Raw genomic sequence first — 16103 nt, forward strand, 5'->3', positions numbered from 1 at the left:
CTTTTTTACCGCTAGGTTCTCTCTTGCTATGGCAAACTTTAACACCCATTTAAACGGCGCATTCTTAATCAGCAGTACAGTCGCGCTGACGATATACAAGGCAGGCTTGATTGACGATAGCGAGTTTTTGATTTGTGTCGCGCTCGGCACGGCGGGCGGTTTGCTGCCTGATTTGGACTCCGACCACTCCACGCCGATTAAACTTGGCTTTGATATCGGGGCGCTGGTATTTGCCTTTGGTCTGGTGATGCACTGGCGCAGTACGCTCAGCCTTGTGTCCCTTATCGTGCTGTGGATAGCGGGCTATGTGTTTATCCGCTACACCGTATTTCATGTGTTTACTAAGATGACCGTGCATCGCGGGGTGATACATTCCGTGCCGTATATGGCGATATTGGGTCTCGGTCTGACAGGGCTTTGTTATTATGGCTTTGAGGCGGACTTGAGCGACAGCTGGTTTTATGGACTGTTTGTGTTCGGTGGCGCGCTGGTGCATTTGGCACTTGATGAAATCTACAGCGTCAATCTGACAGGCATGCGCCTAAAACGCTCGGCGGGCACGGCGATGAAGTTTTACCAGCACAAAGACAAATGGTGGTATCTGCTGATTTATGGCGTACTGGCATTACTGATTTATGCTGCGCCGCCTTTTGCGCCTTTTGTGGACAATGTCAGCGACCCCGCTCACTGGCAACAGCTGCGCCAAGGTCTGCTGCCGACCCTGCTTGAGACGTGGTGGACGCACAAAGGTTAGTTTTATTCATCTATCAAGGAGCGCTTATGTCCGTCTGTCCCTGCCGCATCACGCCGTCGTCTGTTGATGTACAAGAGAGCAGCGCGTCTTATCAGGACTGCTGCCAGCCGTATCACGAATCCTTTGCCGCGCCCGATGCCGAGCGCCTGATGCGCAGCCGCTATAGCGCCTTTGTGTTGCAGATGCCTGAATATATCGTAGCTACTACCGTACCTGCACAGCAAGCGCTGCTGGATATGGACGCGATAGCGCAATGGGGCAAAGACACGGACTGGGCGGGACTTGAGATTGTGCAGCACCGACCCAAACTGGGCAAACGCCACGCGCAGGTGGAGTTTAAAGCCTATTTTCATACCGATAGCGGCGTACAGGCGCATCACGAACTGTCAGGCTTTGTGAAGATTATAGATAAAAACAAGCAAGCGCGCTGGTACTTTATTGACCCGACGGTACGCATGAATGTGAGCCAAAAACAACCATGTATTTGTGGCTTAGGGGAGAAGTTTAAGCGGTGTTGTGGGATGTATCTGTAGCATTAAGAAGTAATATATCTTTGATATAATGCTTCCATTTGGTCAATATGCTTATCGTTAGATAACAACTCGATACCATTTATTTTTGCTGTTGCAAAGTGAAAGACATCAAATTTGCGCTTGTCGACGTTCTTATTGATACCTTGGCTGTCCGCTTCATGCTTGTCTAAACGATATAAATCAGTCGCCAAATCTGTCACCTCTTTACTGATATCTAACCAAGTAAACTCTTCAATCGCGGCTTTAAACGTTTCAAAGTCTTCTTTATCTTGCTGCCAGCCAAATTTTCTTAAAAACTCATAGCGTAACAGTGGCGTGATGACCAGCTCGACATTATCGTCTTTAACAAGTTCCATAAGTGCTGTCAAGCGTTCAATCAGTTCCGCATCATTACCATCAATATTTTTACCTTCTAAAAGGTAAGTTAAAAAATTTGAGTCCAATAACTTTGCAACCTCAGTACTCATCGTTATTGCGCTCCTTCTTTTAACTCATCGATTCGCTTTTGTAGCATGTCTGATAACAGTTTTTTAGCCTGTTTTTGCTGTCCTGCATTGTCACGCGCCAGCTTAAGACGGTTCATATCAATATCAAAAGCATCTTTTAATAAATCTACCAGTGCCGCATTATTCGGATGCTCTATCAACGCTGTTTTGACCAAGCCATCTTCTTGATCACGATACAACTCATAAGCCTCGCCATGCTCTAGCTGACTTAAGATAATCGCAGAGTGTGTCGTGATATAAAATGTCGTATTGGGAAACAAACGCTTTAATGTAGGGATAATTGTCGCTTGCCACTTGGTATGCAGATGGCTTTCGATTTCATCGATGAATACCACGCCTCTAACATGAGCAATATTGGTTTCGTTGGTAAAATAGCTGTAGCCTGCAATGATAGACTGCATTATTTTTAAGATTGATGCAAAGCCGCTTGATAATTCTGAAAGTTCAGTTTTTGCATCCTTTACTTTAATAAAAACACGATTGCTACCTGATATTTCTAAGAATTCTGAATTAACACGTTCATCTATTCTATTGAGCAGGTTCAGCAGTTCTGTAATCTCCAGCTCTCTATTGTCTTCTTTCGCTTGATATGGGTTGGCAGATTGGGCACGCTGAATAATCCATTCATGCACATCGATATCCATATTTGTAGATTGAAACGCCTCTTCACTAATAAATATCTTTTCTAAATACTTGTAGTACTTTTCTCTTCTCTGCTCATAACTCCCAATTTCGTTAATACTTTTGTGCTCCATATTCATACCGCCACGCCCTTGAGCACCAACAAATATGGTAGGTATACTATGGTATTGTGTCGCTAGACTAAAATTAAGCTTTGATGCAACAGAGCTTGTATGCATCCAGTCATCTTTTTTGATACTAGATAAGTCTATACTGTACTTATTAGACTTTAGTAAGTTAAATAATTTATTTTTAAAATGAAAATTTGCTATCTTATCTATAAAATACTCATTATGAAGAAACATAGTCGAAAACAAAGCTTCTAAGCACTTAGTCTTACCAATGCCATTTTCGCCAATCAGGCAGTATACGCGCTTTTCAGGTTGAAAATGGAGATGTACATCACCGACACCTACCAACTGCTTTATTTGAATGTCATTGCCTAACATAGCGCCACCTAGTTTTTATTAAGTTATTTATTTTATAAAAGAATAGTTAATGAGCAGGATGATTTTATTCTAGAACTAAACACTCGCCCCAACTTCCCGCGCAATAGCGATACCTTCATCAATCGTCAAAAACTTACGCAGGCTTGGGCTGTCTTTATAAATAACCTCACCGTCTTGAAAAATCAAGCATTCGTTGACTGCCAACTGTTGCCATTTTTCATTTTTGGTCAAAGGAATGGTCACTAGCACGGTCACGCGGTCGTTGTCGGTAGTGACATCGCTAAAGTTAATCGCCAGCTCGTCATCAGAGAGTTTGGCTTCGCCAAAGGGCGCTTTACGCGTGAGATAAAACAGCAAGCTGCCAGCGTACGCCAGCTGCCAGCGCCCATTGGATATCAGGCAATTAAACAGACCATTGGCGGACAAATAACGACACTGAGTGGTCAAAAACTGAAACAACGTCTTGTCATCAGGGCGGGTTTTAAAGCTGCTTTTGAGGCGGTTAATCAGATAACAAAACGCCATTTCTGAATCGGTCGAGCCAACAGGCTGACAGTGCGTGGCATTGCCGTTGTCTTGCAGACGCTGACAGCGCTTGATGAATTCTTTGTTCATCTGCCCATTGTGCGCAAACACCCACTGCTCGCCCCACACTTCGCGGACGAACGGGTGCGTGTTGGCGAGGCAGTTTTGCCCTTGGGTAGCTTTACGGATATGGGCAATCACGTTCATTGCCTTAATCGGATAATGATTGACAAGGTCGGCAACGGGCGACTCATAGCTTGGGCGATTGTCATGAAACATCCGCAGCCCTGTCGAGGCATTGTCGCCGCCGCACCCGCTGCGCTCAAAAAAGGCGATGCCAAAGCCGTCTTCATGGCGGTCGGTCATGCCGCCCCTCTTACGAAAGCCTGCAAAGCTAAAGCCAATGTCGGTTGGGGTATTACAGTTCATTCCTAACAGCTGACACATAACCACTTACCCTTTCCCTTGCGCATCAATACGCGACTCAAAACCGACGTTATTAAAATCAATGTCATCGCTGTCATTATCTTCACTATCAAAATCATCCGAATCGACACCACTATCGGTATTGATGTTTGCCAAAATGGCTTGCGCGCGCGCCAAGTCGGTGTCTTGCACCCACAGCACCGCGCCTGAATTCATACCAGGGATGGCGCTGAGCGCTTGGGTTGAGACGCGGATACCGTTGTTTTGTAGCAAGGTGGCGTGCAGCTCGCCTTGCAGATTGGTATCGTATTGTGCCAGCTTTTGCCAGTTATCAACTTGATCGGTCATAATATTTTCCTTAAGTATAATGAGTGGCAGTTTTATCAAAACATACGAGAACAATACGACTGATAAAAATTAGAATCCTTGCGACCAATTAATCTGACCGATTGGGTATTCATCTATATGAAAACCATTGGGATACTCTTTAAATCCAGACTGATCTTTTAGCTGTTCAATAGCTGCTTGCGCTTTTTGTAGCGTCGCAAAAACCCCAATCAATTTAAAGTCTTCAACATCATTATTACTATCATCATCTTTGTAGCATGCATGTTCAAGCACAAATACGGTATTTTGCGCTTTTTCCACGTTCGCCCAGTGGTAGGCGGCAAGGCGTTTCATCAGGTCAGGGTTTTTGACCATGATGTTGTCGCCCGTGCGCCCTTCGGTACGGTTGTAATGAATGACGTTGAGGCGCAATAACCAAAAAATCACGGCCGCTTTGGCTAAGAAAATCGGCAAGGTACGGCGCTCGGCAGCACTGAGCGGACGCTCGGATTCATAGCCTTCTAAAAAGGCGCGCATCTTGTGGCGGTCAAAATCAACCGATTCGCCCTCGGTGGCATTGCCCCACGTGGTACAAAAATCATTGATGGTAATGGCAATATCCATCACGTAATGCTCGACACTGACTTCGGTAAAATCGAGCAAACCTGTCAAGCGCTCATCGCCTGTTTGCAGGTCCCACAAGGTATTGTCCGCAAACATATCCAAATGGCACAGCCCTTGCGGCAAGGTATCGAGCGGCAAATCACTATAGGCTTGCCAAATGTCGCTCATCAGCATTGCTTCATCGCTTGGCATATATTGCATCTCACGGTCGCGCACCTCCGCCCACGGATACAGCGGCACGCCGTAGTCTTCAGCGGGCGTCAAATCTTGCAAGGTCTTGTGCAAGACCGCGAGCGCTGCGCCCATATCGCGGCACATGACAGCGCTGTTACGTGTCGGGTGCGTCCCTGATAGGCAGGGCACGACGGTGATGGCTTTGTTTTCATAACGCATTACATAACGCTGCGTGTCCTCATTTTTGCTGCTCATCACAGGCAACGGCGCGGCGACAGGCAATTTGCCCGCCAGCTGATTTAAAATCACTGCCATTTTTTCGATATCGCTTGGCGGACGCTCTTCGAACAAGGTAAACACGTATGAGTGGCTGCCGTCTGCATCATCGGTCGTCTGAATAAACCAGTTGGAATTTTTTACGCCTTGGGTAATCGGAATCGCACGGGCAAAAGAGACACCAAAGCTTTGGCAAAAAGCGGCAAACTGATCATCAGTCAACTGGGTATAAACGGACATAACAACTCACTTATGATGGTTAAAAGGTAAACGAAGCGCAAACACGCATTGCAAGCGCTCATAATACATGGCGGCAATGCTGCATACCAGAGCATGCCCCTGATTCAAATGCTTATCGCGAAATGAACGACAATGGCAAAATCGCACACTAGGCATTTTTGGCAATTTCCAGCCCTTCTTCAATCGATAAATACTCAGGTGCGGGCGGCAGGTTTTGATGCACCCTTTGTCCATTGGCAAAGACGATACATTCATTGACCGCCAGCTGTTGCCAGTCTTCGTCATCCGTCAAAGGCGTGGTGGCGAACACCGTGATGATGTCATCGGCATCATTGACCGCCGCAAAGTCGATGGTTTTATTGATATCAATCAGCGTAGCCGTGCCAAAGGGCGCTTGGCGGGTGACATAAAACAATAAGGTGGTGGCATAGCCGAGCAGCCATTCGCCATTAGATAATAGACAATTAAATAGCCCGTAGTCTGCCAAAAAGCGGCATTGAGTGGTTAAAAAGGCATGCAAGGTCTGGTCATCGGGTTTGTATTCAAAACGCTCTTTTAATCGATTGAGCAGATAACAAAAGGCAAATTCGGAGTCGGTATCACCGATAGGTGCGTAATAATGGGCAGATTCTTTTTTGATGGGGTCGCTGTCGGGCGCGTCTTTGATGGTCATTTTGCCATTATGCGTAAACACCCACGCCTCGCCCCAAATCTCGCGGGTAAAGGGGTGGGCGTTGCTCAGCAAGTCATCGTCTGACTTACGAATATGCACCAGCGTCGTGGTCGCTTTGGTGCGCGTTTGGCTAACCAGTTCGGCAAGGGGTGAGTCCATCGCTGCCTTGTCATCGCAATACAGGCGCAGTCCTGTCGGCTCAAAATAAGCAATGCCAAAACCGTCAATATGGTCGTCGGTCAGTCCGCCACGCGCGCGAAACCCTGCAAAAGAAAAGCCAATATCGGCAGGATGTTTGCTGTTCATTGCGAGCAGTTGACACATAAGTGACCTTTACGTTTGTTTTGTAAAATAGTTCCGCGTATCATAGCATTTTATCGGTTTCCCCTTTGTATTCTTACGCGAGTGAATAGGCGGTTTTATGCTAGCAAAACGTATCATCCCATGTCTTGACGTCGATAACGGACGCGTGGTCAAAGGCGTGCAATTCGTTGATATCAAAGACGCAGGCGACCCTGTCGAGGTGGCAAAACGCTACAACGAACAAGGCGCTGATGAGATTACCTTTTTGGACATTACCGCCACCCATCATGGACGCGACACCACCTATCATACGGTCGAGCGCATGGCGGAGACCGTTTTTGTACCGTTAACCGTCGGCGGCGGCGTGCGTAAGATTGCCGATATTCGCAGTCTGTTAAATGCAGGCGCGGACAAGGTGGCGATTAACTCGGCAGCGGTGTTTAATCCTGAATTTGTCGGTGAAGCGGCACAAAAATTTGGCGACCAGTGTATCGTGGCGGCGATTGATGCCAAGCGCGTGGATGACGTATTGGTCGAGGGTGTGTTGCAGCCGCGTTGGGAGATTTTTACTCACGGCGGGCGCAAACCGACAGGCATTGATGCGGTTGAGTGGGCAGCAAAAATGGCGGGGCTGGGCGCAGGCGAGCTGCTCGTCACCTCCATGGATGGCGATGGCACACGTAAAGGCTACGACATTGCCTTGATGCAGCACATCACCAATCGCGTACGCGTGCCTGTGATTGCCTCAGGCGGCGTGGGCAACTTGCAGCATTTGGCAGACGGCGTATTACAAGGCGGCGTCGATGCGGTGCTCGCGGCGAGTATTTTTCACTTTGGTGAGCACACGATTGGTGAAGCCAAAGCGTTTATGGCAGCGCAAGGCATACAGATGCGCCTGTAAAAAAATGCTATGATAGCGACCGTATTTTTCTTAATTCCTTAAAAAACAAAATATAGGACAAGACTATGTCAAATCTACAGCAGCAGCGCAATGACGTGACCCACATTGATGGCAATTTGCACGAAAATACCGATGTACGTATCGGCATCGTGGTCGGTCGTTTTAACGGCTTTGTGGTCGAATCATTGGTCGATGGCGCGATTGATGCGCTACTGCGTCACGGCGTCTCTGGCAGCAACATCAGCGTGATTCGTGTGCCTGGTGCGTTTGAGTTGCCACTCGTTGCCCAGCGCGCGGCGGAGTCTGACCGTTTTGACGCTATCGTGGCGCTTGGCGCGATTATTCGTGGCAGCACCCCACACTTTGACATCGTGGCGAGCGAGTCTGCCAAAGGCTTAAGCGCGGTTGCGATGGATTACAACCTGCCTGTGACCAACGGCATCATCACCACCGACAGCATTGAGCAAGCGATTGAGCGCTCAGGCACCAAAGCGGGTAACAAAGGCGCAGAAGCGGCGATGGTGGCGCTTGAGATGATTGCGGTCTTGTCACAGCTCGACAGCGATGACGATATCGTTAGCGCCTAATTATTATTGAATGAGACGCGGCTTTTTGCTGATGCAAGCGCCGCGCCTCACCCAGCGCTTTTTAGCATAAATTGTCGCCGTTTTATTTTTGATAATCGCGAATAAAAAACCGCAGACCCGTTGTTCTGTGGCTAAGTAACTAAAAAGCGTACGATTTTTGCCATCTTTTGCGTGCCGTTGTTTTATAATAGCGGCATTGTCATTTTGATGCGGCGCTTTTGTCTGACAAACCACAAAAAAGCTGCATTCACCTCTCGCTGTATTTTCATATTTTTAGCTTAACATTTAGGTATTGACCCTTATGACTGACCATCTCAAGCGTACCGACAACGCTGCGACCTCTACAGACACCCAAAATCCTGAGCAGGATCTGCACACGAGTGAGTCTTCTTATAAGACCAGTCATACTGCGGTGCGTAAGGCGCGTCGTTTTGTGCTTCAAGGGCTGTATGAGTGGCTGATGACCGACTACCGTTTTAGTAAAGACGGGCAAGACGAGTGGCGCAACAACGCCCCGCACGACATCGCGGCGCGTACCCGTGCGACCAATGCCATGCATACCGTGCATTTGGGTTACTATCACGAGATGATGCAAGAAATCCCGCAGCAAATCGATGCCTTAGATGCCTTGATTGCCGAACATCTCGACCGCGATATCAGTAAGCTGGACATGGTTGAGCATGCGATTTTGCTGATCGGTGCCTATGAGCTAAAAAACCGCATCGAAGTGCCGTATAAAGTGGTGCTTGATGAAGCCATGAAGCTCAACAGTCACTTTGGCGCAACCGACGCGCACAAACTCATTAATGCGGTGCTTGACCGCTTGGCGTATGACTTGCGCACGATTGAGGTGCAAGCAGATGGCAAAGAGAAGCCAGCGCCTGCCGTACCAAGCGCTCCGAAAGCAACGCCAAAAGCCGTACCGCAAGCCCCGAAAGCAGCGGTATCTGCCACTGATGCTCAGGATGCACCCGCCAGCAACAAGCCGCGTATCAGTGCCAAAAAAGGCGCGATAAAACGCGAGCGCGCAACGCCAAAAACCGACAGCAATGCGCCAACCAACAACGACAGCAATGACTGAATTTGAGCTGATTGAGCGTATCTTTGCCACGCTGCAACCAGATACGCCAAACGCCAATACTATTGAAAAAGGCATCGGCGATGATGCCGCCATCACCCGCGTGCCCGCTGGGGCGCGTCTGGTCAGCTGTATTGATACGCTCGTACAAGGGCGACATTTCGCCGCCGATTGGGACAGTGTCGAGGCGCTGGCGTTTGCCATTGGCTATAAGTCGATTGCGGTCAATGTCTCAGACATTGCGGCGATGGGTGCGACTGCGCACAGTGTCTTGCTCGCGCTTGCCCTGCCCCAGCGCTTGGCAAATACCGCATGGCTCGAGGCCTTTGCTAAAGGTTTATTTCACGCCTGCCAGCAGTTTGGCGTGATTTTAATCGGTGGCGACACCACCCGCCATGACCAACTGGTGATTAGCATCAGCGCGCAAGGCTTTATCAGCGCGCCCGCCACGCCCGTTTATCGCTCTGGCGCAAAAGCAGGCGATACGCTATACGTCTCAGGCACGCTCGGTGACGCCAGTTACGCCTTACAGCATCCTGATACTGAGGTTGGGCAACAGCTCGCGCACCGCTTGCACACCCCAACCCCGCGTGCGGCATTAGGCAATGCTTTAGGGCAACTGCCCACGAGCGCGATGATTGATATCTCAGATGGTCTGTATCAAGACCTCAAGCACATTTGTAGCGCCAGCCAAGTCTATCTGCGTATTGACGTGGAGCATTTACCCGTCAGTAGCGCCTTGTCTGAAATTGCCTTCGCCGAGCGCTTGACGCATCAGCTGACAGGCGGCGATGATTACGAGCTGGCGTTTACCTTAGCGCCGTCACTATCGCCACCGACTACGGTGACGCCTGTGCGTGCTATCGGTCAGGTATTGTCTCCCGAGGCATTGGCTGCACTGCCCTTCGTGCCAGAAACGCCGCAGCCGATACTGTTTTATCAAGGGCAGCCGATTACGGCGCACCACCCTGCCCCCTTTACCACCTTGCCTCCCCTTGACGGCTACCAACACTTTACAGGCTCTTCATGACCGAACCGCACGCCACCAAGCCCGATATCCGTAATGCCAATCAATGCCCACCGCTGCCAGCAGGCGCTTCTATGATGGATGGGTGCATTTATTGGCTGGGCATCGGACTCGGTAGCGGCATGCCGCAGCGCGCCCCTGGCACATGGGGCACGGTGGGCGGTCTGATTGCTGCTTTGCCCTTATTGACCTTAGGCTTTGTTCCCTTTTTATGTTTGACGATAGTCGCCTCGGTCGTGGGCATTTATATTTGCGGCCGCACCTCAGATTTGATGCATGTTCATGATGACCCGCATATCGTGTGGGACGAATGGGCTGGCATGTGGATTACGCTGTTGCCGCTGTCCTATTTATTGTCTTATGTGTTGCCCGAACCTGAATACACCGTATCTATGCTGCTGCAACCGATGTTTTGGGGCTGGCTACCGACCGCTTTTATCTTATTTCGCGTGTTCGATATTTTAAAGCCACCACCGATTGGCTGGGCAGATAGGCAGGTATCGGGTGGTCTTGGCGTGATGCTCGATGATTTGATAGCGGGTGTGATGGCGGCGGTGGTTTGGCTCGCTTTATATTGGGTGGTGAGTCTGATTTTTTAACCGCCGATGTATTTGAAGATTGGCATGCTTGCCGCTACAATATCGTTACGCTATTTTTGTTGACTATTGGTGTGTGTTTTTATTATGACATGAGGGTATCGTCTGCTGTATGTATGCGGTAGCACGAGTTACAAAGCCTGCACGTGTTTGCCCTTTTTCGACGTCCGATTTTGATTATAATTGGGCGTAATATTGTGTTTTATTTGTAGGGTAATTATGAAACCTTTTTTATCTGTGATTATCTTGGCAGCAGGCAAAGGCACGCGTATGCAGTCTGCCAAGCCAAAAGTACTACAAACCTTGGCAGGGAAGCCATTACTCGGTCATGTGCTGACCACCTGTCATCATCTTGCCGTGGATAAAACCATCGTGGTACATGGTTTTGGTGGCGAGCAAGTGCAAGAGCATATCAATGCCAATTACGGACAGCTGCCGATTGACTGGGTCGCACAGACCGAACAACTCGGCACAGGACACGCGGTCAAAGTCACCTTGTCTGAGCTGCCGACCGAGGGTCAAAGTTTGATTCTGTACGGTGATGTGCCGCTCGTTAGCGCGGAGACATTAGACAGCCTACAAGCAGCCAATCGTGAAGGCATGTCGATGCTGACTTTGACCGTGGACAATCCGTTTGGTTTGGGTCGCATCAAGCGTGATAACGAAGGGCGCATCGTCGCCATCGTTGAGCAAAAAGACGCGAGTGAAGAAGAGCGCTCGATTCAAGAGATTAACAGCGGTATCTATTGTGTGGACAATGCCTTGTTGCACAAATACTTGCCGAAGCTGTCGAATGACAATGCACAAGAAGAATACTATCTGACCGATATCGTCAAAATGGCGGTCGCTGATGGCGTGGTCATCGCCGCGATTGAGCCCAAAGACGACTTTGAGATTGAGGGCGTGAACAACCGCCAGCAGCTCGCCAGCCTAGAGCGCACATGGCAAGGCAAAATGATTCATGATTTGCAAGTGGCAGGCGTACAGTTCGCTGACCCTGCGCGCGTGGACATTCGCGGCAGTGTGAGCACAGGTCAAGACGTGTTCGTCGATGCCAATGTGATTTTTGAGGGCGATTGCGTCTTGGGCGACAACGTCTATATCGAAGCAGGCTGCGTGATTAAGCACACCACAATCGGCAATGCGTGCCATCTAAAGCCCTACTGCGTCATCGACCATGCGCACATTGAGGCGGGCGTGACCATTGGACCATTCGTCAATTTGCGTCCTGATACCCATTTGGCAGCACACAGCCGTATTGGCAACTTTGTTGAGATTAAAAAATCAAGTATCGGCGAAGGCAGCAAGGTCAATCACCTAAGCTACATCGGTGATGCAACCGTCGGCGCGGGCGTCAATGTCGGCGCGGGCGTGATTACTTGTAATTATGACGGCGTCAATAAATCAGCCACGCATATTGAAGACAATGCCTTTATCGGCTCAAATGCTAGCTTGGTTGCGCCTGTAACCATCGGTCATACCGCAACCGTCGCGGCAGGCTCGGTAATTACCAAAGACGTTGATGCCAATGCCTTAGCTTTTGGGCGCGCCCGTCAAGTGGACAAAGCCAACTACCAGCGCCCAAGCAAACGCGACAATAAATAAGTTTTACCCCTTTATAGGCGATGCTCTGCCCGCTAAGTACGCTCAGGTTATTTAGCAAATAGCGACATCGCCCCTTTATACCCCGTATCATGCCGCGCTTAGCTGCGCGGCACAAGATACGTAGCATTTATTTGAGGACACACCATGTGCGGAATCGTTGGCGCAGTCGCCGAACGCAATATTGCCAATATCTTGTTAGAAGGTCTAAAACGCCTAGAATACCGCGGCTATGACTCTGCGGGCTTGAGCGTCATTCACAATGGCGAGCTGCATCGTGAGCGCCAAGTCGGTAAAGTAAAAGCGCTGGTCGATGCGGTCGATGCCAGTGACGACTTTTTTGATGGTCACATCGGTATTGCCCATACCCGCTGGGCGACCCATGGCGAGCCTGCGCAGCACAACGCGCACCCCCACGTCTCAGGCAAAATCGCCGTCGTTCATAATGGTATCGTCGAAAACTATGCCGAGCTAAAAAAAGAAATGCAGGATAAAGGCTATGTCTTTAGCTCGCAGACCGATACCGAAGTGGTCGCGCATTTGATTCACGACCTCTATGAGCAGACCAATGATTTGTTAGAAGCGGTACGTGCCGTCATTCCTCGTCTGCATGGCGCGTTTGCCCTAGGCGTTATCCATGTCGACACCCCAGATACACTGATTACTGTGCGTCTTGGCTCGCCTTTGGTGATTGGTGTCGGTATCGGTGAAAACTTTATCGCCTCTGACCAATTGGCACTCTTGCCCGTGACCAACCGCTTTATGTACCTAGAAGAGGGCGATATCGCAAAATTGACACGCGACAACATCGAAGTCTATGCAGACGGACAAGTGGTCAGCCGCGAAGTGCATGAGATTGACGCCAAGCAGCACAATGCCGATAAAGGCGAATTTAAGCACTATATGCTCAAAGAAATCTACGAGCAGCCTGATGCGGTTGCGCGTACCCTAGAGATGGCGATTGACAATCACGCGCCAAACGCCCTGCGCACTGACTTCCTTGAGCGTCATGGCGAGCAGTTGTCAGGCGTGCGTTATGTGCAAGTCATCGCCTGCGGCACCAGCTATCATGCGGGCATGGTCGCCAAATATTGGTTTGAAAGCATCACTCGCCTGCCCTGCAGTGTCGAAGTTGCGAGCGAATTCCGCTACCGCAACCCTGTGGTCGTGGACAACTCACTGGTCATCTGCATCTCGCAATCGGGCGAAACCGCAGACACCCTATCGGCACTACGCGACATCAAAAAACAAAACCCAGCAGGCTTGGTCAGCCTTGCGCTGTGTAACGTGCCGACCTCATCACTGGTACGCGAAACCGATATTTTCTTGCCCACCTTGGCAGGTCCTGAGATTGGTGTTGCCTCGACCAAAGCCTTTACCACCCAACTGGTCGCGCTGATGCTACTGATGCTAAAAACAGGGCACGTACAAGGGCGCATTGATGACGAAGCACTTAGCAACCATATCAGCGAGCTACAAAAGCTGCCTGGTCAACTCTACGCCAGCTTACACCTTGATGCGCCAATTAAAGCCATGGCAGAGCACTTTGAGGATAAGAAAAGCTGTCTGTTCCTCGGTCGCGGACTACAGTTCCCCATCGCCCTAGAAGGCGCGCTGAAACTCAAAGAAATCTCATATATCCATGCCGAAGGCTATGCCGCAGGCGAGCTAAAACACGGTCCACTGGCACTCGTTGATAAAGACATGCCGATTGTGGTCCTTGCACCAAAAGACAGCATGCTCGATAAGCTAAAAGCCAACATGCAAGAAGTACACGCACGTCACGGCGAGCTGTTTGTGTTCGCCAGTGAAACCAGCGGTATTGAAGCGGAAGACCGTTTACACCTTGTAAACGTCAATGACGTGTGCGAAACCCTCTCGCCCATCATCTACAGCGTACCTGTGCAGCTGCTCTCGTATCACGTTGCCGTACTGCGTGGCACGGACGTTGACCAGCCTCGTAACCTTGCCAAGTCGGTGACGGTGGAATAAATTAAATCATTGATTTTATTAAAATATTATTGAATTAAGTTAAATCCTTTGCTATCTTTTGAAGGGTAGCAAAGGATTTTTTTTGCGATTAAAACGGTCGAATTCTGATATATTTTGGTCAATTGTCTTTACAATACGTACCAACATTAGGCAACTTGTAAAAACAATATTGGCGAGAATCAGCAACCGTTTTATACAGTTTTAACCCACAGGCACTTAAGCATGAATAGCGCAAGCGATACCCCGCCGCAGATCGAGATTATTTACGAAGATGAGCATGTGGTGGCGGTTAACAAAGAGGCGAGACTACTGGTGCATCGTAGCTGGCTGGATAAGGGCGAGACACGATTCGCCATGCAGCTCACCCGCGATGCCGTAGGCTGTCACGTCTTTCCCGTACATCGCTTAGATAGACCGACCTCAGGCGTACTGCTGTTTGCCAAAAGCTCAGCCGTGGCACGCATACTGACCGACGCCTTTACCGAACGCCGCGTGACCAAGCAGTATTTAGCGATAGTACGCGGCTTCATGCCGCAATCGGGCACGGTCGATTACGCGCTCAGCTTTCAGCCTGATGCCATCGCGGACAAGTTTGCGCGCATGGACAAACCCGCGCAAACGGCAGTGACCCATTGGCAGTGCTTGGCACAGATTGAGCTGCCCGTTGCGGTCTCTAAAAAGCACCCCACCAGCCGCTACAGCCTTGTGCGTCTCACACCTGAGACGGGGCGCAAGCACCAACTGCGTCGGCACATGAAGCATCTGTTCCACCCCATCCTCGGTGATACCAGCTATGGCGACATACGGCACACGCGATTTTTTCGCACGCAATATGACTGCCAGCGCATGCTGCTACATGCGCAGACGCTCGCGCTCAGCCATCCCGTCACAAATGAGCCGTTAGTCTTAACTGCCGATGTCGATAGCGAATGGCAGCGTGTTTTGGAGGTGTTTGGTTGGGAAGAGGCGTTATAGATTGAATTAAAAACAAAATGCCAAATAGCGTGCTCGTTATTTGGCATTTTTTTTGCTTATTTTTTTAAATATTATTTTATAAAAACGGCTATTGGATATAGGAAACAGGAACGATAAGTGATGCAACCTAAAAAGCTCAGCTCCAGACAGCTTGACGCGCTGCGGTTCGACAGTACACAACAACCCATCGCAGCGCACACGCCTTATCGAAAGATTTTTAATAAGCATTATGACTTTGTCGTCCATTATCGTCTCAATCCTGACGAGGCGCTACAGAGCGTCACACCTCATCAAGGCATGAGATGCGACTTTACATTTGCTAGTGGTGAGCTGCTATATATGATTTACCCTGAGATATTGGATGTTGATGGTAATATTGTTTTAGATAAAAGACAGCCTATTGCTTCAGAAGGCTTAGCCACCATGTGGGTGCTCTTAGATTCAGCACCTTATCTTAAGCGTCTCAAAGAACGGCTCTATGTCGGTCAAAAAGCATTTTGGGTGGTCGGTAGTAGCGTCCTGGCGGAGGTTACTGTCACTGAGATTTGTCTTTAGCTATTGGCGATACAACACCCTTTACCCTACTTATTATTTCAAAAAATCATCCAGTCTTATAAATTTGGCAAAAACGTAAGGGCCACTTATGAAAACATCGGTATATATTGGAAATAAAGACACTTGGAAGAATTTTTTTGAACAAATACAGGCGTTCGCGCAGCAAAGTGAAAGCTATAAAAACTCACTTCCTGAATATAAAGAAAGAGATGCTATAAAAATAACAGAAGTGTGTCATATAAAAATAAATAATGACGTCAATGCAGACCTTCACTAAATATAGATATATTAAAAAATGC

18 protein-coding genes are annotated in these 16103 nt (G+C 49.1%); 12 read left to right on the forward strand and 6 right to left on the reverse strand.

What is annotated here, in order from left to right:
• Positions 1-28: 28 nt before the first annotated feature.
• Both JMW05_RS05725 and JMW05_RS05730 read left to right on the forward strand, forming a co-directional pair.
• Positions 29-754: a metal-dependent hydrolase gene (locus tag JMW05_RS05725; protein WP_201504391.1), complete on the forward strand. Its 726-nt coding sequence runs from the start codon at positions 29-31 to the stop codon at positions 752-754.
• A gap of 26 nt (positions 755-780) precedes the next feature.
• Entirely contained in the window at positions 781-1287 is a 507-nt protein-coding gene (locus JMW05_RS05730; protein WP_201504392.1) for a YchJ family protein, read from the forward strand.
• 2 nt (positions 1288-1289) lie between these two features.
• Here the strand turns inward: JMW05_RS05730 and JMW05_RS05735 are convergent, their stop codons facing one another.
• The 6 genes from JMW05_RS05735 to JMW05_RS05760 form a co-directional block, all read right to left on the reverse strand.
• Positions 1290-1754: a type II toxin-antitoxin system VapC family toxin gene (locus JMW05_RS05735; protein WP_201504393.1), complete on the reverse strand. Its 465-nt coding sequence runs from the start codon at positions 1752-1754 to the stop codon at positions 1290-1292.
• A 2-nt stretch (positions 1755-1756) separates the two neighbouring features.
• Positions 1757-2923, reverse strand: a complete 1167-nt coding sequence (locus JMW05_RS05740) for an AAA family ATPase (protein WP_201504394.1) — start codon at positions 2921-2923, stop codon at positions 1757-1759.
• Positions 2924-2998: 75 nt separating this feature from the next.
• Positions 2999-3895 carry a class II glutamine amidotransferase gene (locus JMW05_RS05745; protein ID WP_201504395.1) on the reverse strand — a complete coding sequence of 299 codons (897 nt, stop codon included), beginning with the start codon at positions 3893-3895 and terminating at the stop codon, positions 2999-3001.
• Positions 3896-3901: 6 nt separating this feature from the next.
• The gene (locus JMW05_RS05750) at positions 3902-4222 is read right to left on the reverse strand and encodes a putative signal transducing protein (RefSeq protein WP_201504396.1); all 321 of its coding nucleotides are present in this window, start codon (positions 4220-4222) and stop codon (positions 3902-3904) included.
• Positions 4223-4291: 69 nt separating this feature from the next.
• Positions 4292-5515, reverse strand: a complete 1224-nt coding sequence (locus JMW05_RS05755) for a homoserine kinase (protein ID WP_201504397.1) — start codon at positions 5513-5515, stop codon at positions 4292-4294.
• A 148-nt stretch (positions 5516-5663) separates the two neighbouring features.
• Complete coding sequence (locus JMW05_RS05760; protein ID WP_201504398.1) at positions 5664-6512, reverse strand: class II glutamine amidotransferase; 849 nt, start codon at positions 6510-6512, stop codon at positions 5664-5666.
• 97 nt (positions 6513-6609) lie between these two features.
• Between JMW05_RS05760 and hisF the strand changes: the two genes are divergently transcribed.
• From hisF to JMW05_RS05810, 10 genes are all read left to right on the forward strand, one after another.
• Positions 6610-7392 (forward strand): imidazole glycerol phosphate synthase subunit HisF, encoded by a 783-nt coding sequence (hisF, locus tag JMW05_RS05765; RefSeq protein ID WP_201504399.1) that lies wholly within the window; start codon positions 6610-6612, stop codon positions 7390-7392.
• A gap of 65 nt (positions 7393-7457) precedes the next feature.
• Positions 7458-7979, forward strand: coding sequence for a 6,7-dimethyl-8-ribityllumazine synthase (gene ribH, locus JMW05_RS05770; protein ID WP_201504400.1), 522 nt, complete (start codon positions 7458-7460; stop codon positions 7977-7979).
• Between the two features lie 301 nt (positions 7980-8280).
• Complete coding sequence (gene nusB / locus JMW05_RS05775) at positions 8281-9060, forward strand: transcription antitermination factor NusB (protein WP_201504401.1); 780 nt, start codon at positions 8281-8283, stop codon at positions 9058-9060.
• Positions 9053-10087 (forward strand): thiamine-phosphate kinase, encoded by a 1035-nt coding sequence (thiL, locus tag JMW05_RS05780; RefSeq protein WP_201504402.1) that lies wholly within the window; start codon positions 9053-9055, stop codon positions 10085-10087. Before nusB ends, thiL begins: the two co-directional genes overlap by 8 nt.
• The gene (locus JMW05_RS05785; protein WP_201504403.1) at positions 10084-10683 is read left to right on the forward strand and encodes a phosphatidylglycerophosphatase A family protein; all 600 of its coding nucleotides are present in this window, start codon (positions 10084-10086) and stop codon (positions 10681-10683) included. Before thiL ends, JMW05_RS05785 begins: the two co-directional genes overlap by 4 nt.
• A gap of 216 nt (positions 10684-10899) precedes the next feature.
• The gene (glmU, locus tag JMW05_RS05790) at positions 10900-12285 is read left to right on the forward strand and encodes a bifunctional UDP-N-acetylglucosamine diphosphorylase/glucosamine-1-phosphate N-acetyltransferase GlmU (RefSeq protein WP_201504404.1); all 1386 of its coding nucleotides are present in this window, start codon (positions 10900-10902) and stop codon (positions 12283-12285) included.
• 144 nt (positions 12286-12429) lie between these two features.
• Entirely contained in the window at positions 12430-14274 is a 1845-nt protein-coding gene (gene glmS / locus JMW05_RS05795; protein WP_201504405.1) for a glutamine--fructose-6-phosphate transaminase (isomerizing), read from the forward strand.
• A 222-nt stretch (positions 14275-14496) separates the two neighbouring features.
• On the forward strand, positions 14497-15249 hold the full coding sequence (gene truC / locus JMW05_RS05800; protein WP_201504406.1) for a tRNA pseudouridine(65) synthase TruC: 753 nt from the start codon (positions 14497-14499) through the stop codon (positions 15247-15249).
• Positions 15250-15366: 117 nt separating this feature from the next.
• Positions 15367-15804, forward strand: coding sequence for a hypothetical protein (locus JMW05_RS05805; RefSeq protein ID WP_201504407.1), 438 nt, complete (start codon positions 15367-15369; stop codon positions 15802-15804).
• An 88-nt stretch (positions 15805-15892) separates the two neighbouring features.
• Complete coding sequence (locus JMW05_RS05810; RefSeq protein WP_201504408.1) at positions 15893-16081, forward strand: hypothetical protein; 189 nt, start codon at positions 15893-15895, stop codon at positions 16079-16081.
• The last annotated feature ends 22 nt before the right edge of the window (positions 16082-16103 follow it).

The sequence above is a fragment of the Psychrobacter aestuarii genome (assembly GCF_904846035.1).
In the GTDB taxonomy this organism is placed as follows: Bacteria; Pseudomonadota; Gammaproteobacteria; order Pseudomonadales; family Moraxellaceae; genus Psychrobacter; species Psychrobacter aestuarii.